The sequence below is a fragment of the Methylophaga pinxianii genome (assembly GCF_020447225.1).
GTDB lineage: Bacteria > Pseudomonadota > Gammaproteobacteria > Nitrosococcales > Methylophagaceae > Methylophaga > Methylophaga pinxianii.
Genome location: NZ_JAJAEO010000180.1, coordinates 18,959 through 44,810, shown reverse-complemented (window position 1 = coordinate 44,810; position 25,852 = coordinate 18,959). Strand labels below are relative to the sequence as shown.

Here is a 25,852-nt window from a genome sequence, read left to right as displayed (position 1 = left end):
GTCCACTAACGGAGTTTTTTGAAAATAACAGTACCGTTGGTGCCGCCGAAACCAAATGAATTTGACATCGCTATATCGATTGGCATTTCGCGTGCGGTATGCGGAACATAGTCGAGATCACAAGCTTCATCCGGGTTATCCAAATTGATAGTCGGCGGAGCCACTTGATCTCGGATTGCCAAAACACTGAATACAGCTTCAACGCCACCGGCAGCACCTAATAAGTGCCCTATCATTGATTTGGTTGAGCTCACTGCAACTTTTTGAGCTGAATGTCCCATAGCCGTTTTAATGGCCTGAGTTTCAGCCACATCACCAGCAGGGGTTGATGTGCCATGGGCGTTAATATAATGGATGTCTTCAGGGTTAATCCCTGCATCATTCATTGCATTAACCATACAGCGTGCGGCACCCTCGCCACCTTGAGATGGCATCGTCATATGATAAGCATCACTGCTCATACCGGAACCAATCAATTCGGCATAGATAGTAGCACCACGCTTTTTCGCATATTCGTATTCTTCCAGAACAACGACACCTGCACCATCGCCTAAAACAAAACCATCACGATCTTTATCCCAGGGTCGGCTGGCAGTTGTGGGGTCGTCATTACGAGTAGATAAGGCGCGTGCAGCAGCAAATCCACCTAATCCGGTTTTTGATGTGGCCATTTCAGCACCACCGGCAATCATTACATCAGCATCACCGTATTGAATCATGCGACCGGCAGCCGAAATACAGTGTGTTCCGGTTGAGCAGGCAGTAACAATAGCGGTGTTAGGCCCTTTCATACCGTACATAATCGATAAATTACCGGAGATCATATTGATGATATTACTCGGCACAAAGAACGGGGAAATCTTGCGAGGACCGCCATTCAGAAAGCTATCATATCCAGCCTCGATACCGGGCAATCCACCAATACCGGAGCCAATAGCGACCCCAATACGTTCAGCATTGGCATCATTCACTTCCAAACCAGCATCTTTAATTGCTTCGACTGCTGCAGCAATGCCATAGTGAATAAAGGTATCCATTTTTTTTGCGTCTTTACGAGAAATAACTGTCTCGACATCAAAGCCTTTGACGCTGGCACCAAAACGAACCGGAAAATCGGTCACATCAAATGATGTGATCGGTGCAACACCACTTTTGCCTGCCAGGATATTTTCCCAGCTTTCGACCACCGATAAACCGACTGGTGTTACCGCGCCAAGCCCGGTAACGACAACGCGTCTTTTAGACATCAGTTTTCCTCATACAAATCTTGTCTATAGATACAACGTAGCCGTCTAGCATGACCTGCATACTAGACGGCTACATCTGAAGCAATCTGTAATATTAAGACTGAACAGAATTAATATAAGCGACGGCTTCTTTTACTGTAGTGATCTTTTCAGCTTCTTCATCAGGAATTTCACATTCAAATGCTTCTTCCAATGCCATAACCAGCTCAACAGTGTCCAGCGAGTCAGCACCCAGATCATCAATAAATGAAGCATCGGCAGTTACTTCATCGGCATTTACACCTAATTGTTCGACAACAATTTCTTTTACTCGAGCTTCAATATCACTCATAACATCTGTTTCCTTTGGTGGTTAAGTACAAACAACGTGCTGGCATTTTATAGTGCGAGCACTGCGGAGACAAGCTGGAAGCCTTGTCCGAAAAATATCTCCACAATAAAAAACCTAAGTCTCAGCAGATTCAGGCCCTTAATTCATATACATGCCGCCATTTACGTGCAGCGTTTCGCCGGTAATATATCCTGCTAAAGGACTGGCTAAAAAGCTGACCGCAGCGGCAATTTCTTCTGCCTCACCGAGGCGTTTTACCGGCACCTGTTCCAGTAATGCCGTTTTGTGCGCTTCTGGCAAACCACTGGTCATATCGGTATCAATAAAGCCCGGAGCAACACTGTTTACAGTAATACCACGAGCCCCAACCTCACGTGCAAGTGACTTGCTAAAGCCAATAACGCCTGCTTTAGCTGCAGCATAATTGGTTTGGCCGGCATTGCCCATTACTCCAACAACAGAAGTAATATTAATAATTCGGCCCCAACGTGCTTTTGTCATTGCCCGAACACAACGTTTACTTAATTTAAAAATGGGGGTGAGATTGGTATTAATAATTTCGTCCCATTCCTCGTCTTTCATTCGCATAAGTAAATTATCACGAGTAATACCGGCGTTATTGACCAGAATATCTGGTGCGGCAAATTCTGTTTCGATTGCTGTTACGACAGCATCAATGGCTGATTCCTGAGTGACATTTAACACCATACCTCTGCCTTGAATGCCTGCAGATTGTAGATAGTCACTGATAGCTGCGGCACCGTTTTCTGAGGTAGCAGTTCCGATTACAGTTGCTCCCTGCTCGCCCAGACTCAACGCAATCGCTCGCCCGATACCACGAGTGGCACCTGTTACCAAAGCAACTTTACCTTGAAGGCTCATTATTATTCTCCTAATGCTTCTTGGGTTTTCTGCAGCGTTACCGAATCAAATATAGGTAAAGCCTGCAAACTTTTATCGATACGTTTACTTAATCCTGCCAATACCTTACCTGGCCCACACTCAACCAGTGTATCTACTCCGTTTGCCGTTAGCCATTCAACTGTTTCAACCCAACGTACCGGGTTATACAACTGTTTTGCCAATAATTGACGAATTTCAACAGGGTTGACTGTAGTCGTTACACTGGCATTATGAATCACTGGGATTTGTGGGGCTTGAATAGTTATTGATTCCAGTTCTTTAGATAGTTCTTCGGCAGCCGGACGCATTAAAGCACAATGAGAAGGCACGCTAACCGGCAATAACAAAGCTCGTTTGGCGCCATTTTCGGTCGCAATTTCAACGGCTTTATCAACAGCAGCTTTGCTACCGGCGATCACCACCTGACCAGGTGAATTAAAATTGACGGCTTCAACAATGCCCTCAACACTGGCCTGCTCACAAACTGCTTTTACTGCATCATCCTCCAATCCCAGGATGGCCGCCATAGCGCCTTCACCTGCTGGAACCGCTTGCTGCATTAATTGACCGCGTTTTTCAACCAGTTTGATAGCGGCTTTAAAATCCAGCGCCTCAGCTGCCACCAACGCTGTATATTCTCCTAAGCTATGACCAGCAAAATAAGCAGGTTTATAGTCACTCATAGCTTGCCAGCATCTCCAGACAGCAATTCCGGCAGCCAGCATGGCTGGTTGGGTTTTGTCTGTCTGATTAAGTTCGCTTTCAGGTCCATTTTGCACTAATGACCATAAATCATACCCAAGCACCTCACTGGCTTCGGCAAATGTTTGTTGTACTTGCGGAAAAGATTCAGATAACTCGGCAAGCATGGACACTGACTGTGAACCTTGGCCGGGGAAAATAAACGCTGAATGCATTGATAAAATACCTCAGATTAAAATTTGACGAGCGCCGAGCCCCAGGTAAATCCTCCACCAAACGCTTCGAACAATAATGTTTCTCCACGTTTGATGCGACCATCACGCACAGCCACATCAAGTGCCAGTGGGATAGATGCCGCAGAGGTATTACCATGATCCTGAACAGTGACGACAACACTGTCCATAGACATACTCAATTTTTTGGCTGTGGCTGCAATAATTCGGATATTAGCCTGATGTGGAATCAGCCAATCAATATCTTGTTTATCTAGTTGGTTTGCATCAAGTGTTTCATCGACAATTTTGCTAAGCGTTTTCACAGCAATTTTGAACACTTCATTTCCCTGCATTTCAATATAAGCAGGATCTTCAGTTATTGCACTGCCAGGTCCTGTTGGGACATGTAGCAGATTATTAAAGCTGCCATCACAGTGAATATGGGTCGATAAAACGCCAGCTTCAGATGAAGCTTGAAGCACGACGGCACCAGCTCCATCACCAAATAATACGCAGGTATTGCGGTCAGTCCAGTCCACGATCCGTGACAAGGTTTCTGCACCGATGACTAATACATTTTTAGCACTACCGGATTTAATAAACTTGTCTGCCACAGTCAATGCGTATACAAAACCCGTACAAACCGCCTGAATATCAAAAGCTGGACAACCATGGATGCCCAGCTTTTGCTGGACCAGCGCTGCTGTACTCGGAAATACACGTGTTGGCGTGGTGGTGGCGACAATAATCATATCAATGTCGCGATGCTTTAAACCTGAAGCGGAAATGGCATCTTTAGCAGCGTAATAAGCTAAATCCGTTGTGGTTTCATCAATGGCGGCAATATGTCTTTTTTTAATACCTGTGCGATCTGTTATCCATTCATCACTGGTTTCAACCATTGATTCTAAATCAATGTTAGTGAGTATTTTTTCCGGTAAGTAGCTGCCCGTCCCGGCAATTCTGGAATAAATCACAACACTTGTTCCTCTAAAAGAGTCTCAAGATGTTTAGTGATATTTTTTGGCACATCTTTCCTGGCTTCAAGCACGGCGATATTAATGGCATTGGCAAAAGCAAATGCATCCGCCCCACCATGACTTTTAATAACAATTCCTTGCAGGCCAATCAGATTAGCTCCATTAAAGGCACGCGGGTCAAGCTCTTTACTGAAATGTTTCAGCACAGGGTAGGCAATGAGCCCGGCAATTTTGGTAAACCAGTTGCGGTTGAAAGCCTGACGCAAATAATGACGAATCATATGCGCGACACCTTCACTGGCTTTTAACGCTACATTGCCGACAAAGCCATCACAAACTAATACGTCCACCTCACCATGATAAAGGCCATCACCTTCAACAAATCCATAATAGTTCAAATCTGTTTTGGCCAATAAACGAGCCGCTTCCTTCACTCGCTCATTACCTTTAATTTCTTCAGCACCAACATTCAGCAGTCCTACTGTTGGATTTGGTTTACCGTCAATTAACTCCGCTAAAACCGAGCCCATTAAAGCAAATTGCACCAAATGCTCAGCAGTTGAGTCCACATTTGCGCCCAGATCGAGTACGTATGTGTGTCCCCGCATAGTCGGTAATGCTGTAATAATTGCTGGACGTTCAATTCCCGGCAGCGTTTTCAACACGAATCGTGCTGTAGCCATTAATGCACCGGTATTTCCGGCACTAATGCACGCAGCAGCCTGGCCCTCTTTTACAAGATTAATGGCCACACGCATTGAAGAATCTTTCTTACCGCGAAGTGCTGATGAAGGAGGTTCATCCATACCTACCGTCTGGGAGGCATGATGAATTTTCATCCGATGTTTGTCGGCAAACTGATGTTTGGCTAACTCAGCTGATACGGTGGCTTCATCACCAACCAAAATCAGCTCAACATCCTTATGCCTTTCCAGTGTTGATATAGCAGCGGGGATCACGACTTGAGGTCCGTGATCCCCGCCCATAGCGTCGATCGAAATTGTTAAAGTCAATTTCTGTTAAGCCTTATTCACTCTTGTCAGCAATAACTTTGCGGCCACGGTAGTAACCGTCAGCTGTAACGTGGTGACGACGGTGTAATTCACCTGACGTTGAGTCAACAGACAATGTTGATTCAGTTAATGCATCATGTGAACGACGCATGCCGCGACGTGAAGGACTCTTTTTACTCTTTTGAACAGCCATGGCTTAAACTCCTAAACCCAATACGATAAATAAATTACTTTTTCGATTTCAATGCAGATAACACTGCAAACGGTGAGACTGGTTTCTCAGGCTCAATTTCCTCTTCTCCTGCCTGCCACAACTGCTCAGGCAAACAGGAATAATCATGTTTTGGCACTATTGGCAAAGCGAGAATTAACTCATCTTCGACGATTTGCGCCGGATCAACTTGTTTTGCATCGTTTAGTATCCAGGGCTCATATTGTTCAGCCAGCCCTTCGATTTTTCCTTCATGCCGAACCAGGGCCAATTTAGTATTGATGCTCATGGTATGCGCCATCGGCTCCATACAACGCTCGCAGAGCAGATTAACTGTTACCGCAAATTGGCCACGCATATAAGGCGTGCCCGTTGTATCAATATCAAACTGCATATCAACAGAAACTATCCCCGAATCGTCATAAAGCATTTCACTCAATCGCGGCATTTTACTGACGGGAATTTCTCCGGCTATCTGTAAACCGCTATGAGCAAAACGAAACGGGTCAATCTCTTTTGGTAATTGCTGATGCATAATCGACGGGATTATATAAGAATTGGTATCAAACAGCAAAAAGCTGTTTGTCCCTGCTGCATTCTGCAGGGATAACTGATTGGAAATGCTCGTGTTTAATGAACTGTTTAGACATCGTTATGCAGCTCAATAGTGACATTACCCTCTTCTGCGCTTTGTTTTGACGTGTCATTGCGTAGCGCATCTATGTAATACAAGTATGTCTCATCTATATCGCCGGTGATGTAATCACCATCGAAACAGGAAGTATCAAAGCGCTCAACATCACTTTTCTTGTTAATGGCTTCAACCAGATCTTTCAGATCCTGATAAATCAACCAATCCACGCCAAGTTCTTCGGCAATTTGATCAACATTACGATTATGCGCAACAAATTCTGAAGGTGATGGCATATCTATGCCATACACATTGGGGAAACGGACCGGCGGCGCAGCCGAAGCCAGATAAACCTTTTTAGCGCCGGCATCACGCGCCATTTGCACAATTTGTTGTGAGGTAGTGCCACGCACGATGGAATCATCCACTAACAGCACATTTTTGTCACGGAACTCCAAATCAATCGCATTCAACTTCTGGCGGACAGATTTTTTACGTTGCTGTTGACCAGGCATAATAAAAGTGCGGCCAATATAACGATTTTTGATAAACCCTTCGCGATACACCACGCCTAAGTCATAAGAGAGCTGCAGCGCGGCACTCCGGCTGGTGTCCGGAATCGGAATAACCACATCGATATCATGATCCGGGAATTCGCGTTTAATTTTTTCCGCCAGTTTTGTCCCCATGCGCATCCGACTTTTATGGACAGAGATGCCATCCATCATGGAATCTGGGCGGGCAAAATAAACGTATTCAAAAATACACGGTGATTTAATCGGGTTTTCAGCACATTGTTGACTATGGAAACCGCCTTCCATATCGATAAAAATGCATTCTCCAGGCTGTACGTCACGCATTAATTCAAAATCAAGCGTGTCTATGGCAACGCTTTCAGATGCAACAACATATTCTGTCCCTAAATCTGTTTCGCGCTTGCCTATTACTGCAGGACGGATGCCATAAGGATCACGGAAAGCCAGCATACCGACCCCGGCAATCATTGCGACAACAGCGTAGGCTCCTTTACAACGTTTATGAACTTGCGCAACTGCTTTAAAAATATCTTCCGGCTGTGGTTTAAGCTTTCCTGATGTTTGTAATTCGTGGGCCAGTATATTCAATAGAACTTCGGAGTCAGAACCCGTATTAAGATGACGACGATCACTTTTGAACAACTGGTCAGATAAAACCTGTGCGTTTGTCAGGTTGCCATTGTGTGCCAGTGCAATACCAAACGGAGAATTGACATAAAACGGTTGTGATTCAGCTGAGTTTGAGCAACCTGCGGTCGGATATCGAATATGTCCAATCCCCATTGAACCTTTGAGACGGATCATATGACGGGTATGAAACACATCTTTTACCAAACCATTATCTTTGCGCAGATAAAAACGTCCGGTTTGATCGCATGTCATGATTCCCGCAGCGTCCTGACCACGATGTTGTTGAACTGTCAGACCATCATAAAGCGCTTGATTAACTTCAGAATGACCTACAATACCAATGATTCCACACATAAAAATTTACCCTGTCAGGATTAGTTGAAGTTAACGTGCTCAGCAACATCTGCTGGTAACAGTTGCTTGACCCAAACGGCTAGGTCTTCGAAGTGTTGTAACAATAACGAGTTTTGCCACCAACTATCCGATGGCATGGGGGTTACACCTGCTGCAAGCACTAATATAGTGACAATTGCGACACCTCGAAGAATACCGAAAATCACCCCAAGCGCGCGATCAGTACCACTGAGCCCTGTTTTTTCTACCAGTTGAGAGATCAAATGATTGACTAGTGCGCCGAGTATTAATGTGACAACAAATAAGACAAAAAAAGCGATAAATAAACGTATGGTTGCAGTATCGATATATGGTGTTAACAGGCTGGCAAAATTGGCAAAGAACATAAAAGCGACCCAAATCGCCACCGCCCAGCTAATTAATGATAAGACTTCTTTTATAAACCCACGAACGATACTGATGCCCGACGAAATCAAAATAATGCCGATTATTAAATAATCTACCCAGTTCATTAAGACTCCGCGTCGAGCTGCGTATTAAAAGGGTAATTTTATCAGAATTACAAAAGCTAACCCAATATATTTACACATATCAGATTGCATGTTGATGACATTGTGATGCATTACGGATATGGAAATATCTGGGTATTTAAATTTAATTTGTTACGAATTGATTCTGCCGTCTTTTCTAAAGTCGCGCGGTCTGAATTGGGCTGTAATCTCACGCGGTAGATCACACTCCCCCCCGAGCGAGTTTGCTCAATCATCGGTTTATACCCCAGCTCCTCTAATTGCTTTTTAAGACTGGTTGCATTGGACTCCACTGAAAAACTGCCCAATTGCAGAATCCATCCCGAAACGACATCTGTCGGAACTTCGGCTTTAGTGGTTGATGAGACATCAGGTTTAGCGGGTGTTGCCGCCGATTTTGGTTCAGGTACTGATTTTGGTTCAGGTTCAGGTACTGGTTTTGGTTCAGGTTTCGGAGTCGGCTCGGGTGCTGGTTTCGGAGCCGGTTCAGGCTCTTTAGGTGCTTCAGCAATAGGTTCTGGTGCAACGGCTTCTGGTTCCACTACTGGTTGTGTAACGCCAGGTTCAGGAACTGGTGATAATTCCTCAGAGTCGTCTTCTACCTTGACCTCAGGATCAATCTCAACAAATGCTTCTTCGGTAAAAGAAGTATCTGAGTCATTCTCATCCTCAGCTGGTTTTTCCTGCATGGGTTCAATCACAGAAGAAAATTGAATCGGGTCTTCTTCTGGGATTTGACGTTCAGATTCGGTCCGACTGACTTTTGATAAAACGATATAAGCGAGCACGGCGATGAAAAAAACCAGCAAAAGCGTCCCGATTAAACGCTGTTGTTGTTTTAGAGTCATCATAAATCTCCGTAGCTCGCTTTAATCAAGTTAGTGTCGGTTTTGTGTGTTGACTTCGTGAAAACTGGCTTGTTCTGGTGGTAGCACAGTCGCCGTATCCGGAGTCGGTAAAACCTTGGTTGGCATATGTTGCAGTGCTTTTTCCAAAACTTCGTTAATCCACCGTACCGGGATAATCTCCAGACCAGATTTTACATTATCAGGAATTTCCCGTAAGTCTTTCACGTTATCTTTTGGAATCAAAACCGTATCTATTCCACCACGATGTGCCGCTAACAACTTCTCTTTCAAGCCACCTATCGCCAGTACTTCGCCGCGTAACGTAATTTCTCCTGTCATCGCCACATTGGATTTTACCGGAATCCCCGTAATCGCAGAGACTAACGCAGTACACATACCAATACCTGCACTTGGTCCATCTTTAGGTGTGGCACCTTCAGGTACATGGATATGCAGATCATGACTTTGCAGATAATCCTCGGCAATACCCCACTCTATCGCCCTGGAGCGAACAACGGTGGTCGCTGCCTGAATGGACTCCTGCATAACATCGCCAAGTTTGCCGGTATAGCTGGCTTTACCTTTACCGGGCATAAACGCTGATTCTATCGTAAGTAATTCACCACCGACTTCTGTCCAGGCAAGACCGGTAACTTGACCAATTCGATCATCCTCTTCTGCCACACCGTATTGATAATGATAAACACCCAGATATTCCTCCAGGTTATCGGCAGTGACGACCACAGTTTCTGTGGGAGTTTCACGCAGAATTTGTTTGACCAGTTTGCGACAAATCTTTGAAATTTCACGCTGTAAATTCCGAACCCCGGCTTCGCGAGTATAACGGCGAATAATTTCCATAACCGCTTGCTCAGTAATTTCGATTTCACCGGGTTTCAACCCATTATCCTTAATCGCTTTTGGCAGTAGGTACTGCAAGGCAATATTCAGTTTTTCATCTTCGGTATAACCAGCTAAGCGAATTATCTCCATCCGGTCACGCAATGCGTCAGGAATATTCAGCGTATTAGCCGTGCAAACAAACATAACATCCGATAAATCGTATTCAACTTCCAGATAATGGTCGGCAAATGTCGAGTTTTGTTCAGGATCCAGCACTTCTAATAAGGCTGAAGCAGGATCGCCTCGAAAATCCTGTGCCATTTTGTCAATTTCATCCAGCAGAAACAGTGGGTTACGCACACCGGTTTTGGAAATATTCTGAATAACTTTGCCAGGCATAGAACCGATATAAGTCCGGCGATGACCACGGATTTCCGCTTCATCACGTACCCCACCAAGTGCCATACGACTGAATTTACGATTCGTTGCACGGGCAATAGATTGCGCGATAGATGTTTTACCCACACCTGGAGGTCCGACTAAACAAAGAATCGGACCTTTTAATTTCTTAACCCGTTTTTGAACCGCGAGATATTCAATAATACGTTCTTTGACTTTTTCCAAGCCATAGTGGTCCTCATCCAGCACTTTTTGCGCATGATCAAGGTCCAGCGTGACACGCGAACGTTTTTTCCAAGGCACCTCGAGTAAATATTCGATGTAGTTTCGCACCACTGTTGCTTCGGCAGACATTGGCGACATCATCTTTAACTTTTTGAGTTCAGATTCAGCTTTCTCCCGGGCTTCTGAGCTCATACCCGCAGTAGCAATTTTTTCAGCCAACTCCTCGACTTCATTACCACTATCATCTAATTCACCCAGCTCTTTCTGAACGGCTTTAAGCTGCTCATTCAGATAATATTCACGCTGGCTTTTTTCCATCTGCTTCTTAACGCGGTTGCGAATGCGCTTTTCGATTTGCTGAATATCGATTTCAGATTCCAGAAATGCCATTAATTTTTCGATGCGATCTTTCACATCAGACATTTCCAGAAGAAGTTGCTTATCTTCAAGCTTCAGTGTCATGTGCGCAGCAACGGTATCTGCCATACGGGCCAGATCTTCAATACTGGATAACGACGCAATCACTTCTGGTGGAATTTTTTTATTGAGCTTAACGTATTGTTCAAACTGACCCAGCAGTGTTCGCATCAATACATCTGCTTCTCGCTGATCAGGATGCTCATCAATAAAGGTAGCGACTTCTGCCTCAAGAAAAGTATTGGAATTATCATACAAAGCGACTTTGGCTCGCTGCGTGCCTTCAACCAAAACCTTTACAGTACCGTCAGGCAACTTCAGTAACTGCAGAATATTTGCTAAGGTTCCTGTTTCATAAAGATTTTCTGGTGCAGGCGAATCTTCGCCAGAATCTTTTTGAGCGACTAATAATACTTGCTTGTTTTCATCGGTAGCATGTTCCAATGCTTTGATGGACTTTTCACGTCCAACAAATAAAGGAATAACCATATGTGGATATACAACGACATCACGCAATGGCAATACAGGGACTTTTTGTAATGTATTGTCATCGGTTGATGCGGATTCAAATTCTTTTTCCATCAATGCAGACCTCTTTAGGGAGTCAACAGACACGGTTATCGTGTTCGTGAAAACAATATGGGGACAGGCATCAATAAATCAAGCGCTCGAATGTAACGAGCGCGTTAATTTCAGCCAAAGCGTTTAAAGATCAATCAGGTATGATTTATTTATCACCTGATGCGAGATCAGCATGTTGATCTTCGTAAATCAAAATCGGCGTGTTTTCACCATTGATAACACTCTCATCGACGACCACTTTGGTCACATTGTCCAAAGATGGCAGATCAAACATGGTATCCAACAGTACGTTTTCGATAATTGAGCGCAAACCGCGAGCGCCCGTTTTACGTTCCATAGCCTTGCGCGCTATTGCACGTAAAGCGTCAGCTCTGAATTCCAATTCACAGTCCTCTAACTCAAACAATTTTTCATATTGCTTGGTTAAGGCATTTTTGGGTTCGGTTAAAATCTGCACCAATGCAGCTTCATTTAATTCTTCAAGCGTCGCGACCACTGGCAAACGGCCAACAAATTCCGGGATTAAACCATACTGAATCAAATCTTCCGGCTCAACCGCTCTTAGTGCTTCACTTGTCGGCGCATTGGCATCAACACTTTTCACATCTGCAGAAAAGCCAATTCCACCTTTATGTGTTCTATTACGGATAACCTTATCTAACCCCGCAAAGGCACCACCACAAATGAAGAGAATTTTGCTGGTATCAACTTGCAGAAACTCCTGTTGAGGATGCTTTCTGCCTCCTTGTGGTGGAACAGAAGCAATGGTGCCTTCAATCAATTTCAATAAAGCTTGTTGTACACCTTCACCTGAAACATCACGAGTAATGGATGGGTTATCAGATTTTTTCGAAATCTTATCGATCTCATCGATGTAAACAATCCCTGTTTCGGCCTTTTCGACATCGTAATCACATTTCTGTAATAACTTCTGAATGATGTTTTCCACATCTTCACCAACGTAACCGGCTTCGGTCAATGTCGTTGCATCAGCCATAGTAAAAGGAACGTTCAACTGCCTCGCCAACGTTTCAGCAAGCAGCGTTTTACCACTTCCCGTAGGTCCAATCAGCAGGATGTTACTTTTCGACAACTCCACATCATCATTCTTGGTGCCATGGCGCAGACGTTTGTAATGGTTATATACCGCTACAGATAAAACGCGCTTAGCTTTGACCTGACCAATAACGTAATTGTTGAGGGCTGCATCAATCTCGTGAGGAGAAGGCAATCTTGAGTCAGCTTTTTCGTCTGTTTTTTCTTGAAGCTCTTCACGAATAATATCGTTGCACAGCTCTACACATTCATCGCAGACAAAGACCGAAGGGCCAGCGATTAATTTTTTTACTTCATGCTGACTTTTACCGCAGAATGAACAGTAAAGTAATTTGTCGTCGTTTTTTTTGTCGTCGCTCATCGCTCTACTTTCCTACCTTTTGTGGATTGCTTAAGACTTTTCTGCAGGTCGGCTACTCATTACAGCATCAATTAAACCATATTCTGCTGCCTGTTCACCATTCATGAAATTGTCACGATCTGTATCACGTTCAATTTTCTCAATATCTTGACCGGTATGATGAGCCATAATTCCATTTAATCTATCACGAATACTCAAAATTTCTTTGGCATGGATATCTATATCCGAAGCTTGCCCTTGGAAACCTCCCAGCGGTTGATGCACCATAATGCGCGAATTAGGCAGTGCAAAACGTTTGCCTTTAGCGCCAGCGGTTAACAATAATGCCCCCATGCTTGCTGCTTGACCAATACATAATGTACTGACTTGAGGTTTGATAAATTGCATTGTGTCATAAATTGCTAAACCAGCAGTCACGGCCCCGCCTGGAGAATTAATATACAGGTGAATATCTTTATCGGGATTTTCTGATTCCAGAAATAACATCTGTGCCACGATCAAATTTGCCATATGGTCTTCCACCTGACCGACAAGAAAAATAATACGTTCTTTCAGCAGGCGGGAATAAATATCGTATGAACGCTCACCACGTGAGGTCTGTTCAACTACGATAGGAACCAATGCATTTTGAACTGGATTCAGATGCTCAGAAAATATTGTGCTCATAGCGGTCCTGTTTTAATGCCAAATAAAAAAATAGCCCATGCCCAAAAGTTTGAGCACGGGCTGTGTTTGTATAAAAACGTGCTAGTGCCTTTAGGCTACAGCATTCATCACTTCAGAAAATGAAGATGCTTTTTCATCCACTTTAACATTATCGTAAATCCATTCAACAACAGTATCTTCGACAACCATCATTTGGATTTCAGATAACTTATCCTGATTGGTCATGTAATAGTTCATTACATCTTCAGGATCTTCATAACTGGCTGCGATAGCTTCAATTGCTTCGCGAACCCTTTTTTCTTCAGGTTGAATTTTGTTGTCGGAAATAATCTTACCGATAAGCAAGCTCAGTTTGACACGTTTTTCAGCATTTTCTTTAAAGTTGCTTAACTCGAAAGGCAAACCTTCAACATTAACACCTTGATTTCGCAGATTATTCTTGGCCTGTTCCATCAGGTAGTTCGCTTCACGTTCAACTGGTGCTTCTGGTAAAGCAATTTCATTATTAGCTGCTACGCTGTCCATTGCTTTGCGTTTATTCACATTTTTCAATGCTGCAGCCAGTTCACGTTCCATATTTGAACGGACTTCTTTTTTCAGTGCTGCTAAACCACCCTCAACACCACAGAGCTCGGCAAACTCTTTATCCAATTTAGGCAGTTTTTTCTTGGCAACTTGTTTGACCGTTACGGCGAAGTCAGCTTTTTTACCACGCAGATGCTCTGCTCGATAATCTTCCGGGAAGGTCATTGAGATGGTTAGCTCCTGGTCTGGCTTCACACCAATGAGCTGTTGCTCAAACTCTGGCAGCATGCTGCCATTACCAATGACCACTAATACGTCCTGACCTTTACCGCCTTGGAACTCTTCTCCATCAATACTGCCAACAAAATCGATAGTGACACCATCTTCTTCTTTAGCTGCGCGCTTGAGAGGTTCCCAGCTCATGCGTTGTTCACGCAGGGTTTCCAGCATTTTATCAACGTCTTCATCAGTGACTTCGGCCACTGTTTTTTCTAATTTGATTCCATCCAATTTGACAGCATCAAGTTCCGGAAAGATTTCATAGTTTAATGTGTAAATTAATGCTGCATCTTCCTCTTTCATACTGTCAATGTGAGGCGGGCTTGCAGGATTAACTTTTTCTTGGGTAAATGCTTCGCGCATGCTTTCTTGAACGATTTGATCAATCACTTCACGACGTGCTGAGGGGCCATGCGTTTTAACCAACATGTTCATAGGAACTTTGCCGGGACGGAAGCCAGCCATTTTAACTGATGGGCGAATTGAAACTAACCGCTTTTGAACGGCCTGTTCGATATTCGCATCTTCCACAGTGATGGTCATTTTACGACCGAGTTCGCTGACATTTTCTACAGTTACTTGCATTCTTTAAACCTCAAACACGGGGATTAAGCGCATTGTTAGCGTCTGCGCGCCGACAATTGTAAATGGTACGAGAGGAGAGACTCGAACTCTCACAGGTTACCCTACTGGAACCTAAATCCAGCGCGTCTACCAATTCCGCCACTCTCGCAATTCGTTATAAATATGCTTACATATCTAATCAAGTCGGCCATTATAGCCAGATAAACCGACCAAAACTAGCCTTGTATTGTCAAAAATGCGAATGCCAGGGCTGCCTGTTGGCAAAACTGACGAAAAGTAATCAGATCCCGCGCGTCCAAACCTCTGTCTGAGGCGTGTCTATCGGCTAAAAACAAACCAAAGGGTTTATTTGATCTTTTTAACGGCATGGCCAGAATGGGTTTATTTTGTAGTGACAGATGGCTTTCTTTTTGGAGTTTATTCAGTTCAGTTTGATGTGACGCATTTAATAATAAGGCGTCATCAGCCAATAAAAGCGCGGTAAACTGGGAATCACTATTGTTCTCAAGGTTGATCTGTAATAACTCACAGAACTGCTCATCTTGATTCCCTATAGCGTATCGACAATTCAGATGTTTTTTGTCAGGCGATAATACGGCAAAAATAACTCTATCCATCCCTGCTCCACGGTAGATGCCTTCCATCACCATTTCAAGAATATGATTGATACTGCGTCGCTCCTGAATGGCTTGAGAAATATCTTGCAGTATACGAAGTTGAATCGATTGGTCCGGCGAGGGATAAACCGCAGCAAGTTCTATAACATTATTCAGCTCGGGCTCGCTATCCATCTGAATTTCATTTGGCAAAGGTATCAACCCGTCAGTCCGTTCGATTCCCGTTAAGTTGAGCAGTTGCTGCGCTGCCAGGGCACTGGAATAGACTGAAGTTTTTAGCCCATCCAAATCACAATGAGTTAAGGTTGCAACATTTTCAAACCATGGTGCTAATTTCGTATTGTTCCAGGTGTGACAGGTTTCTATCGCAAGCTTTCCGGCATAGCGAATAATTTGTACTGCTTCAGATTGAACACTCGGTCGAAAACTCTCTATCAATAAATCATTGAGTGCCCATGCTTCAGCCAGGCCCTGAGTAAGCTGAAGGTGGGTATACCCTAAAATTTCTGTTTCAACCGCGGGTTTAGCACCATTTTCTTCAAACGCTGATACCGTTTTGTCATCGGCAAACGCCCAAAACGTGATATGACCGAGGCGGGATAATAATGCAGCGATAAAAATATCTTCGGAAATTTCAGAGTGACAGAGTAACGCCATGTTTTGAGCCTGAACAGCTGCATGCAATGAAGTCGCCATTTCCTTCAATACTTTGTCATGGCGTTTACTGGCTTTGAGTGAATCAATCAACACCAATGTGAGTGCCAGTACCTTCACCTGCTCAAACCCCAGTAACATAAGCGCACGAGAAACCGTATTGATGTGATGGCCTTGGGGATTGTAATAAACACTATTAGCCATTTTTAATAATCGGCCAGTTAGTGCAGCATCTCGTAAAATCACTTGAGCAACGTCAACTGCCGCACTGTCCTCTTGCTTAAGGATCTGATTGATCTCCAGCATGGTGTTGGGAAATACCGGCATATGCTTATCCGTCAGTTGACGGATAAAACGTTGCGCTGCGACAGGAATGGGCGTCATTCAGAGTGGTCTTTTAATATTTGATTCGCAATGCCATGGGGTACATGTCCCGTAGCCACATGATCTTTTGCAGAAATACAATGACGCTCTTGATCGTCAAAAAAGATATCTGCCCCAAAGGATTTGAGAAAAGGACCTTTTTCCATCCCTCCCAGAAAAATAGCTTCATCGATACGAATGCCCCATTCTCTTAAGGTACGTATGACCCGCTCATGTGCGGGTGCAGAACGTGCTGTTACCAATGCCGTGCGAATGGGGGAACTGTTTTCGGGATATTCGGTTTGAATTTGATTCAAAGCCATTAAAAAGTCTTTGAATGGACCACCTGATAAAGCCTGTCTGGCTGTTTGCTGTTCATTCTGAGTAAATGCCTCCAAACCGCGCTCTTTGAAGATACGTTCCGATTCATCTGAAAATAATACGGCGTCACCATCAAAGGCAATTCTGAGTTGCTCAGATTCAGAGTTATTGCCTAGGTTGGATGGCAATATGGTGGCTGCGGCAATACCTGCTTCCAGGGCCATGCGCACATCTTCGGGGCTGGTCGATAAAAACAGATTCGCACTGAAAGGGGCTACATAACGATAAGGACTGCTGCCAGAAGTAAAGACAGCACGAATAATACCCAGTTTATGGTGTTGAATAGAATTGAAAACTCTTAATCCGGTATCTGCACTGTTTCGCGACAATAAAATGATCTCAACCCGCGGTGTTTTTGGATTATTGTCATTCAAAGCTAATAACTTTTTAACCAGGTTAAAAGCCCCTCCGGGAGATAAAGGCACATCCTCATTTTCGATCTGAAACTGACAATAGGCCTCTGTGCCCTGCTCTTCGTAGATACGGTGACTTTCATCCAAATCAAATAAGGCACGTGATGAAATTGCCACTACCAATGGTTTTGTCGGCGTTTCCACAGTTACTCCCTGATTAAAGATTGTGAGTCTATTCGAGCATGGCGCTTAATTACATCCCACATTTTTTCTCTGGCTTCAGCAGGCAGTTTGGGACTATTAAACAGTCTTTGCATATCTTGCTCAAAACTGGCCAACACCGAAACGGCGGCGGGTTTACCTTTTGGAAAATTACTGTCTGCAGTAAAAACGACATGGCAAAATACCGGCATTTTAGGGATCAGTGAACGAATAGCCTGACGCGCATGTTCAAGATGATGAAGCGGATTGGTGAACTTATAGCTTCGTCCATCCACAATCTGAGTCCATTGTTCAATTTTTTCGGCTCCAAATAAATGACCACTGATTGGATAGTCACGCAGAATCAATATGCCCTGCTCAAGCAAAAAAATCTTTTCAATTTCCAGTAAGCCACCGACACCATCAGGCAGGATAATATTTTTCAATTCATCTTGTTTGTAGGGCTTTAACACTTGCTCGATTTGAATCTGCGAATAACTTCTCCGAAAAAAACGCCAATAGAGTAACCAGATAACAAATATAGCAATTATGCTCAGCCCTGCGGCCAACTCTACAGAAAATTCCTCAAGCAAACGAATACTACTCCCGAAAATTTATATTATACGGCGATTAAGCCGGGCTTTGTTCAATTGGCTCATCGTTTAAAGGGTCCTGATGAATAATTACTTCAGCTTCATCAAATAATCCCAGAATCTCCCGACTCACCTCATTACTGACATCATGGGCTTTCTGCAAACTGAGTTGCGGATCCAGCTCAAGATGTAATTGAATGAAAACCGTCGTTCCAGATCGTCTGGTTCGTAAATCATGTATCCCCTTAGTCAGGGGATGATTTAAAGCCACATCAAATATCTGTTGTCGCTCTGCATCCGTAATTTCGTGGTCCATCAGCAGATCGATAGCATCCTTTAAAATTCTCCAGGCACTGAACAAGACATAAATGGCTATACAAATTGCCATCACCGGATCCAGCCAAATCAACCCATACTGTGTGAGTAACAACGCCGTAATGACACTCAAATTAATCAATAAATCAGAACGGTAATGCAACGAATCAGCCCGGATCGCTGCAGAATTAGTTTTGTGAATAACATAGCGTTGCAGTAACAACAGCCCAATTGTGGCCAGTATGGAAAACAGCATCACCCCGACCCCCAATTGAACACCTGAGGTAAGTGGTTGGGGATGAATGACTCGACCGCTGGCCTGGAACAACAACATGATTGCTGAACCGGTAATAAACATCGATTGTCCTAATGCCGCCAGGGGTTCAGCCTTGCCATGTCCAAAACGATGCTCTTTATCTGCCGGTTGTAATGCATGTCTGATAGCCAGCAAATTAACCAGAGAAGCCAGTAAATCCAGGCTGGAATCAATCAGACTTGCCAGAATACTGAGCGAGTCAGAAATATACCATGCCAATAACTTGGCAATTATAAGCATTAATGCAGTGACAACCGAAGCATAACTTGCGATTCGCATTAACGTGGCATTATTGAAGTATTGAGACCGTAACATGTTCTCAGTATAGTGAGACGCAATCACTGTGCATAGCAGAAATGCATTGTAATGGCCTATCAATCAGAATCGCCTTTATTCAGGAAAAATCATGTCGACCACCATTCACAGTCAGCCGTTTATTGATCAACGCCCGGGTACTTCAGGATTACGCAAAAGAGTCCGTGTGTTTCAACAAAAACACTACCTGGAAAATTTCGTTCAGGCGATGTTTGATGCGATTGGCGACACTGAAAATCAAACTTTGGTCATTGGTGGCGATGGGCGGTTTTATAATGAAACGGCCATCCAGACCATTGTAAAAATGGCCATTGTAAACGGCTTTAAGCGGCTGATTATTGGCCAGCATGGATTATTATCCACTCCCGCAGCATCATGCGTGATACGCAAATATAACGCTTTTGGTGGCGTTATCCTGTCAGCCAGCCACAACCCTGCCGGTCAGGAGGGTGATTTTGGTATAAAGTTCAATATCCGTAACGGCGGACCTGCACCGGAGAGTATTACGGAAGCCATCTATCAACTCAGTCAAAAGATTTCTTCCTACCAAATAATGGATTGTGATGATATTTCCCTATCAGAAACAGGAACACAATATTTGCAGGATATGCAGATCGATATCATCGATCCAGTCGCTGATTATGCTGAGTTGATGGCAGATATTTTTGACTTCCCGGCTATTCGGGCTTTGTTATGTAACGGTCGCTTTCAAATGCGATTTGATGCGATGCATGCTATAACCGGCCCTTACGCTAAAGAAATTCTGGAAAAACGTCTGGGTGCTGAAACCGGCACAGTTATTAATGGCGTTCCGCAAGCCGATTTCGCCGGTGGACATCCTGATCCCAACCTGACCTATGCAGCTGAACTGGTAGAAGAAATGTTTGCTGAAACCGGCCCGGATTTTGGTGCCGCATCAGATGGTGATGGTGATCGAAATATGATCCTGGGGCATGGCATATTTGTAACGCCTTCTGACAGTCTGGCAATTCTGGCGGCGAACGCAGAATTGATTCCGGCCTATCAAAAAGGTCTCAAAGGGATTGCCCGCTCCATGCCTACCAGCCAGGCTGCCGATCGTGTTGCTCAGGCATTGAATATTTCAATGTATGAAACCCCTACTGGTTGGAAATTCTTTGGTAACCTGATGGACGCTGATATGGTCACGTTATGCGGTGAGGAAAGCTTTGGTACCGGCTCAAATCATATACGCGAAAAGGATGGTTTATGGGCGGTGTTATTCTGGCTAAATATTTTGGCTATAAGACAACAGTCTGTCAGTGAAATTGTGCGTCAGCACTGGCAAAAATTTGGTCGCAATTATTACACTCGTCATGACTATGAAGAGATTCCAACTGAATTTGCCAATCAGTTGATAGAACGCCTACAAATCCAATTAGCTGATTTAAAGGGCAAGTCTTTAAACGGTTATATCGTCGATTATGCTGATAACTTCAGTTATCACGATCCGGTCGATAACAGCATTGCCGAAAATCAGGGGATCCGCATTTGTTTTACTGATGGAAGTCGCATTATTTTCCGTCTTTCCGGTACGGGGACTCAGGGAGCGACATTGCGAGTCTACATCGAGGCCATTGAAGATAATCCCGATAAACTGTTTGAAGATACTCAGACACGTTTAAAAGATTTAATTGCCCTGGCTGATGAACTCGCTGGAATCAAATCAATCACTGGGCGAACTGCTCCTACCGTTATTACCTAGGTTATTCATGCAAACACTAATTTTAGGCTCCAGCTCTCCCTTTAGAGCTGAACTACTCGCTAAACTGCATTTGAATTTTCTGACGGCCTCGCCAGATATTGATGAAAGTCCGCTAGCTAATGAAAAGCCAGAACAACTTGTGAAACGTCTGGCAGAAAGTAAAGCGCTTAAAATTGCTGAACAGTATCCTGACAGTTTGATTATCGGTTCCGACCAGGTGGCTGTGCTAAACGGACAGATCATGGGAAAACCGGGGAATCATGCCAAGGCATTTGAGCAGCTTTCTGCGGCATCTGGGAATACCGTTACGTTTATGACAGGATTGGCATTATTCAATGCCGCAACGGGTAAAATGCAATCAGTAGTGGATTATTTTGAAGTGTTGTTCAAAACGTTATCGCCCGCTCAAATCGAATTTTATCTTGCTAAAGAACAACCCTATCAATGTGCAGGGAGTTTTAAATCTGAGGGGTTTGGGATCAGTTTGTTTAAAGGTTTAAGAGGTGAAGATCCAAATAGTTTAATCGGATTGCCCCTGATTCAGTTGATAGAACTGCTGGCCAACGAAAATATTGATGTGTTGGCTCAGCAGCCCGAATGATTTATTGCTGTTTACTTTTTTCTACATTTTCCATCGCTGCAGCTTGAGCAGCCATATTGTTCATAGCCTGTCCCATCAATTGACGGGCGGCTTTTGAACGCAAGCTTCTGGCCATACCCTCAGTAAGCCCGGGGTTGACATTGTTCGCAGTGAGTAATTCTTTCAACTCATCAAGTTTGGGCTCGCAGGATTGCAAAATCTCATCAGCATTTTGAGCTGCATCCTTACGCGTTTTATTGGCATTTAAACGCGATTGCATCATACATTTGTTGTAATCGGTAATATCGCTTGTCATCTCATCAATAGCCTGTTGCGGCATATCCCATGGCGTCAGCAGTGACTCATCCGCAATCGCATTAGTGCTGAATATAGCCATCAAACTGGCAGCCAAATAGTGGTTACTCATTACATCCTCTCCAGATATTTATAGTTTTTGTGCCAAGCTAAGACATGTGCCGCGTCCAAATTATCCCATTCGGTGTGAATACGCTACAATCTGCGATATCAATCTATCAGCCGTCATGCTTATCAGCCTGATTTTCACAATCAATGAACACACATCCTAGATGAACCAGACACAAGATATACGCTTTCAAGAGTTGCAACAATGGTTGCAAAGCTTTGTTAGCGATAAAAACTATTCATTAGTTGCCGCATCGAGTGATGCCAGCTTTCGTCGATATTTTCGACTGAAGCAGAATGCTGAAAGCTATATCATCATGGATTCCCCGCCCGAACATGAAGATAATCAGTCATTTATCAAGGTGGCAACATTATTAGAGCAGTTTGGCCTTAATGTTCCACATATCTATCAACAGGATATACAGCGTGGCTTTTTGATTCTGAGTGATCTGGGGAACACTCCTTACCTCTCGGAGTTATCAGCAGAAACAGCAGATAAATTATATAAAAGTGCGATTAATAGCCTGATAAAACTACAACTCATTCCCAGTAAAGATCAGTTATTACCCCAATATGATGGGGTCTTGTTACAGCGTGAACTGCATCTTTTTGATCAATGGTTTCTGCAAAAACATTTAGGATTGAGCCCTCCCGCATGGTTAGCAGAAATATATGAATATTTGACAGAAAACGCGTTGGCGCAACCTCAGGTGATCGTTCATCGAGATTTTCATTCGCGTAACCTGATGCATCAGGATGGACTTCCTCCCGGAATTATCGACTTCCAGGATGCGGTAGTCGGCGCTATTAGCTACGATTTGGTCTCCTTATTACGTGATGTGTACATTCACTGGTCCCCAGCTGAGCAAAATAGCTGGTTAAATTACTATGTTGAACAAGCACAAAAACATGGTTTGTTATCTTCTGAACATGCAACAAATTTCACTCGTTGGTTTGATCTAATGGGGTTGCAACGTCATCTTAAAATATTAGGAATTTTCTGCCGCCTCAATTATAGAGACAATAAATCCAATTATATGAATGATTTAGCTGTTACTTTAAAATACGTTTATCAGGTATGCGAAATGTATCCGGAGCTACGAAATCTTTATCGATATCTTCTAGATCAACCCAAGATAGCCGCAATTAAATGAAAGTCATGATTCTGGCAGCCGGTCGTGGCGAACGTCTACGCCCATTAACTGATCACACTCCTAAACCTTTACTTCAGGCAGGCCCAAAACGGTTAATTGAACATTTGATTGAAAAACTGGTTGTTGCCGGCTTCAATGATATTGTCATTAATCATGCTTATCTGGGGGAGCAATTTGAACCGGCACTTGGTGATGGCGCACGTTATCAGGCAAATATTCGCTATTCGGCAGAACGTGATGGTGGTTTGGAAACCGCCGGTGGAATTATTCAGGCATTACCGCTACTCGGAAAAGACCCATTTTTAGTGGTTAATGGCGATATATGGACTGAGTTTCCCTTTAAACAAATATCAGATGCCCTTTTGTCAGAAGAACAGTTATGTCATTTGGTTATGGTGGACAACCCGGAGCATAATCCTGCGGGAGACTTTTATCTCGATCAGGATGGACTGTTAAGCATGGATGGTACGCCTAAGCTCACCTTTAGCGGAATTGGCATTTATCGCCCACAGATGTTTGAAAGACATCCTGTTTCGAAATTGCCACTCAAACCTATACTAGTCGATGCGATGCAAAAAAATCAGGTCAGTGGTCAGCATTATCAAGGCCAATGGTCTGATATTGGAACGGTCGAGCGCTTGAATAGTCTGGTCAAGCAGCTCGACGTTTAACACGGAAAATCAAGCGCAAAGAAATTCTAATAATGCCTTTTGCGCATGTAAACGGTTTTCAGCTTCATCCCAAACAACACTTTGCTGACCATCAATGACTTCTGCCGAAACCTCTTCCCCACGATGAGCAGGCAAACAATGCATAAATAAAGCATCCTTCGCAGCTTGTTGCATCACATTTTTATCTACCTGGAATGCTGCAAATGCCAGCTCACGTTTACGTTGCTCTTCTTCCTGTCCCATACTTGCCCAGACATCAGTCACCACCAAATTTGCCTGTTCTGCTGCCTCTAGAGGATCATTAAACAGATTGATCTGCGCATCCGCTGCATGGATTACAGCCGCTTTAGGTTCATATCCTTCCGGCGTAGCAATATTGAGTTTAAAACCAAATTGTTGTGCCGCATTAATGTACGAATGGCACATATTATTACCATCCCCAATCCAGACGACTGTTTTGCCCCGAATATCACCTCGATGTTCCTGATAAGTCTGCATATCTGCCAGTAACTGACATGGATGATAATCATCGGTCAAAGCATTAATAACCGGTACGGATGAGTATCGGGCAAACGTTTCCACTTTGCTATGCTCAAACGTACGAATCATTACGGCATCCACCATACTGGAAATCACTCTGGCAGAGTCTTCGATTGGTTCGCCACGTCCTAATTGGGTATCGTCAGGTGACAAAAAAATTGAACCACCGCCGAACTGCACCATCGCTGATTCGAATGAAACACGAGTGCGAGTCGAGGATTTTTCAAAAATCATCGCCAGGACTTTATTTTTCAATGGCTGATAAATCTCACCGGCTTTATGCATTGCCTTCAAGTCAGAAGCACGTTTAATTAACTGAGTGAGTTCTGCTGGTGATAAATCTTTAAGCGTCAAAAAATGTCTCATATTAAGCTACACTCTCAATGCTGCTTGAAGCCACGAATGTTTTAACTAATTGGCAAACCTTATTGACGATCAACTCAGATTCTTCAGCGCTGATAATCATTGGTGGTAATAGACGAATGACTTTTTCTGAAGTGACATTAATCAAAATATGTTCCTGTAAAGCCAACTTTACCAACTCGGCACATGGCATGGTCAATTCAATACCAAACATAAAGCCTAGATGACGAACTTCTTTAACACCTTCAGTTTTGCTCAATTGTTGCTTAAAGCTTTGATACATTTTTTCACCAAGTCTGTTGACATGGTCCAGTAACTGTTCTTTTTCAATCGTATTCAGGACCGCTAACGCCGCGCTACAGGCTAGTGGATTACCGCCAAATGTAGAACCATGATTTCCGGCTTGTAATACACCTTTGGCTAGGCCTGCAACCAGACATGCGCCCACCGGCATACCGTTACCCAGGCCTTTTGCCAGCGTCATCACATCGGGCAATAAACCGGGCTTATGCTGAAAGGCAAACCATTTACCCGTCCGACCGACACCGGTTTGTACTTCATCCAGCATCATCAGCAACTTACGTTGTGTACATAAATCTCGTATAGCAGACAAATATTCACTGTCAGGGACCTTTATGCCGCCCTCGCCTTGTACCGGCTCAACCAGAACCGCTACAGCTTCCGGCCAGTGACTGACTGCCATGCGAACAGCATCAATATCATTATATGGCACACGCACAAACCCAGGCACTAGAGGCTCAAAGCCTGCTTGTACCTTTGCATTACCTGTGGCCGTTAAGGTAGCCATTGTCCGACCATGAAAACTGCCATCCATAACAATGATGACGGGTTTATCAATGCCCTTATTATGACCGTATTTACGGGCAAGCTTGATCGCCGCTTCATTCGCCTCGGCGCCGGAATTACAGAAAAAAACCTGTTCCATACCCGATAGCTGGGTCAGCTTGTCGGCCAATAGCTGTTGTTTTTCAATATGATAAACATTGGAGGTATGCACTAACGTAGCCGCTTGCTCAGAAATGGCGCGCGTAACTGCAGGGTGACAATGCCCAAGATTACAAACCGCGATACCGCTTAATGCATCAAGATAACGTTCGCCTCGGGTATCGGTCAGCCACGCACCTTCCCCTTTGGTAAAAGTAATATCCAAACGTCCATAAGTAGGCATGACAGATTCGGTCATGGCATTTAACTCCCTGC

26 protein-coding genes and 1 tRNA gene are annotated in these 25,852 nt (G+C 43.9%); 4 read left to right on the top strand and 23 right to left on the bottom strand.

Going from position 1 to position 25,852, the window contains the following annotated elements; all coding sequences use genetic code 11:
• Positions 1-5: 5 nt before the first annotated feature.
• The 20 genes from fabF to LGT40_RS11505 form a co-directional block, all read right to left on the bottom strand.
• Entirely contained in the window at positions 6-1,247 is a 1,242-nt protein-coding gene (fabF, locus tag LGT40_RS11600) for a beta-ketoacyl-ACP synthase II (RefSeq protein WP_226074531.1), read from the bottom strand.
• Positions 1,248-1,341: 94 nt separating this feature from the next.
• Positions 1,342-1,578 carry an acyl carrier protein gene (gene acpP / locus LGT40_RS11595; RefSeq protein ID WP_014707198.1) on the bottom strand — a complete coding sequence of 79 codons (237 nt, stop codon included), beginning with the start codon at positions 1,576-1,578 and terminating at the stop codon, positions 1,342-1,344.
• 138 nt (positions 1,579-1,716) lie between these two features.
• On the bottom strand, positions 1,717-2,460 hold the full coding sequence (fabG, locus tag LGT40_RS11590; RefSeq protein ID WP_226074533.1) for a 3-oxoacyl-ACP reductase FabG: 744 nt from the start codon (positions 2,458-2,460) through the stop codon (positions 1,717-1,719).
• A 2-nt stretch (positions 2,461-2,462) separates the two neighbouring features.
• Positions 2,463-3,398 carry an ACP S-malonyltransferase gene (gene fabD / locus LGT40_RS11585; protein ID WP_226074541.1) on the bottom strand — a complete coding sequence of 312 codons (936 nt, stop codon included), beginning with the start codon at positions 3,396-3,398 and terminating at the stop codon, positions 2,463-2,465.
• 17 nt (positions 3,399-3,415) lie between these two features.
• A complete protein-coding gene (locus LGT40_RS11580; protein ID WP_285229305.1) occupies positions 3,416-4,375 on the bottom strand; it encodes a beta-ketoacyl-ACP synthase III in 960 nt (319 codons plus the stop codon).
• Entirely contained in the window at positions 4,372-5,391 is a 1,020-nt protein-coding gene (gene plsX / locus LGT40_RS11575) for a phosphate acyltransferase PlsX (protein ID WP_226074543.1), read from the bottom strand. Before plsX ends, LGT40_RS11580 begins: the two co-directional genes overlap by 4 nt.
• A gap of 13 nt (positions 5,392-5,404) precedes the next feature.
• A complete protein-coding gene (gene rpmF, locus LGT40_RS11570) occupies positions 5,405-5,584 on the bottom strand; it encodes a 50S ribosomal protein L32 (protein ID WP_069295354.1) in 180 nt (59 codons plus the stop codon).
• A 34-nt stretch (positions 5,585-5,618) separates the two neighbouring features.
• A complete protein-coding gene (locus tag LGT40_RS11565; RefSeq protein ID WP_226074545.1) occupies positions 5,619-6,176 on the bottom strand; it encodes a YceD family protein in 558 nt (185 codons plus the stop codon).
• A 68-nt stretch (positions 6,177-6,244) separates the two neighbouring features.
• Positions 6,245-7,753 carry an amidophosphoribosyltransferase gene (purF, locus tag LGT40_RS11560; RefSeq protein ID WP_226074547.1) on the bottom strand — a complete coding sequence of 503 codons (1,509 nt, stop codon included), beginning with the start codon at positions 7,751-7,753 and terminating at the stop codon, positions 6,245-6,247.
• Between the two features lie 20 nt (positions 7,754-7,773).
• Positions 7,774-8,265: a CvpA family protein gene (locus tag LGT40_RS11555; protein ID WP_226074549.1), complete on the bottom strand. Its 492-nt coding sequence runs from the start codon at positions 8,263-8,265 to the stop codon at positions 7,774-7,776.
• Positions 8,266-8,375: 110 nt separating this feature from the next.
• Complete coding sequence (locus tag LGT40_RS11550) at positions 8,376-9,134, bottom strand: SPOR domain-containing protein (RefSeq protein ID WP_226074551.1); 759 nt, start codon at positions 9,132-9,134, stop codon at positions 8,376-8,378.
• Between the two features lie 27 nt (positions 9,135-9,161).
• The gene (gene lon / locus LGT40_RS11545) at positions 9,162-11,597 is read right to left on the bottom strand and encodes an endopeptidase La (RefSeq protein WP_226074553.1); all 2,436 of its coding nucleotides are present in this window, start codon (positions 11,595-11,597) and stop codon (positions 9,162-9,164) included.
• Between the two features lie 145 nt (positions 11,598-11,742).
• On the bottom strand, positions 11,743-13,014 hold the full coding sequence (gene clpX, locus LGT40_RS11540; protein ID WP_226074555.1) for an ATP-dependent Clp protease ATP-binding subunit ClpX: 1,272 nt from the start codon (positions 13,012-13,014) through the stop codon (positions 11,743-11,745).
• A 30-nt stretch (positions 13,015-13,044) separates the two neighbouring features.
• Entirely contained in the window at positions 13,045-13,680 is a 636-nt protein-coding gene (clpP, locus tag LGT40_RS11535) for an ATP-dependent Clp endopeptidase proteolytic subunit ClpP (RefSeq protein ID WP_264177890.1), read from the bottom strand.
• A gap of 90 nt (positions 13,681-13,770) precedes the next feature.
• On the bottom strand, positions 13,771-15,069 hold the full coding sequence (tig, locus tag LGT40_RS11530; protein ID WP_226074556.1) for a trigger factor: 1,299 nt from the start codon (positions 15,067-15,069) through the stop codon (positions 13,771-13,773).
• A gap of 63 nt (positions 15,070-15,132) precedes the next feature.
• Positions 15,133-15,217, bottom strand: a tRNA-Leu gene (locus LGT40_RS11525).
• A gap of 67 nt (positions 15,218-15,284) precedes the next feature.
• Positions 15,285-16,724 carry an HDOD domain-containing protein gene (locus LGT40_RS11520; protein WP_226074558.1) on the bottom strand — a complete coding sequence of 480 codons (1,440 nt, stop codon included), beginning with the start codon at positions 16,722-16,724 and terminating at the stop codon, positions 15,285-15,287.
• Positions 16,721-17,641: a 5'-nucleotidase gene (locus LGT40_RS11515; RefSeq protein ID WP_226074560.1), complete on the bottom strand. Its 921-nt coding sequence runs from the start codon at positions 17,639-17,641 to the stop codon at positions 16,721-16,723. Before LGT40_RS11515 ends, LGT40_RS11520 begins: the two co-directional genes overlap by 4 nt.
• A 2-nt stretch (positions 17,642-17,643) precedes the next feature.
• On the bottom strand, positions 17,644-18,231 hold the full coding sequence (locus LGT40_RS11510) for a nuclease-related domain-containing protein (protein ID WP_226074562.1): 588 nt from the start codon (positions 18,229-18,231) through the stop codon (positions 17,644-17,646).
• Between the two features lie 37 nt (positions 18,232-18,268).
• Positions 18,269-19,177, bottom strand: a complete 909-nt coding sequence (locus LGT40_RS11505; protein ID WP_226074564.1) for a cation diffusion facilitator family transporter — start codon at positions 19,175-19,177, stop codon at positions 18,269-18,271.
• Positions 19,178-19,265: 88 nt separating this feature from the next.
• On the opposite strand from LGT40_RS11505, the gene LGT40_RS11500 reads away from it, so the two are divergent.
• Both LGT40_RS11500 and LGT40_RS11495 read left to right on the top strand, forming a co-directional pair.
• Positions 19,266-20,900: an alpha-D-glucose phosphate-specific phosphoglucomutase gene (locus tag LGT40_RS11500; protein WP_226074786.1), complete on the top strand. Its 1,635-nt coding sequence runs from the start codon at positions 19,266-19,268 to the stop codon at positions 20,898-20,900.
• 7 nt (positions 20,901-20,907) lie between these two features.
• Positions 20,908-21,501, top strand: a complete 594-nt coding sequence (locus tag LGT40_RS11495; RefSeq protein ID WP_226074566.1) for a Maf family protein — start codon at positions 20,908-20,910, stop codon at positions 21,499-21,501.
• Between the two features lies 1 nt (position 21,502).
• On the opposite strand, the gene LGT40_RS11490 is transcribed toward LGT40_RS11495, so the two are convergent.
• On the bottom strand, positions 21,503-21,907 hold the full coding sequence (locus LGT40_RS11490; protein WP_226074568.1) for a hypothetical protein: 405 nt from the start codon (positions 21,905-21,907) through the stop codon (positions 21,503-21,505).
• Positions 21,908-22,067: 160 nt separating this feature from the next.
• Here LGT40_RS11490 and LGT40_RS11485 point away from each other — a divergent pair, with 160 nt between their 5' ends.
• Both LGT40_RS11485 and murU read left to right on the top strand, forming a co-directional pair.
• Positions 22,068-23,057, top strand: coding sequence for an aminoglycoside phosphotransferase family protein (locus tag LGT40_RS11485; RefSeq protein ID WP_226074570.1), 990 nt, complete (start codon positions 22,068-22,070; stop codon positions 23,055-23,057).
• Complete coding sequence (gene murU / locus LGT40_RS11480) at positions 23,054-23,728, top strand: N-acetylmuramate alpha-1-phosphate uridylyltransferase MurU (protein ID WP_226074572.1); 675 nt, start codon at positions 23,054-23,056, stop codon at positions 23,726-23,728. Before LGT40_RS11485 ends, murU begins: the two co-directional genes overlap by 4 nt.
• Positions 23,729-23,737: 9 nt before the next feature.
• On the opposite strand, the gene argF is transcribed toward murU, so the two are convergent.
• Both argF and LGT40_RS11470 read right to left on the bottom strand, forming a co-directional pair.
• Complete coding sequence (argF, locus tag LGT40_RS11475; protein WP_226074574.1) at positions 23,738-24,634, bottom strand: ornithine carbamoyltransferase; 897 nt, start codon at positions 24,632-24,634, stop codon at positions 23,738-23,740.
• A gap of 1 nt (position 24,635) precedes the next feature.
• Positions 24,636-25,835, bottom strand: a complete 1,200-nt coding sequence (locus LGT40_RS11470; protein WP_226074576.1) for an aspartate aminotransferase family protein — start codon at positions 25,833-25,835, stop codon at positions 24,636-24,638.
• Positions 25,836-25,852 lie beyond the last annotated feature (17 nt).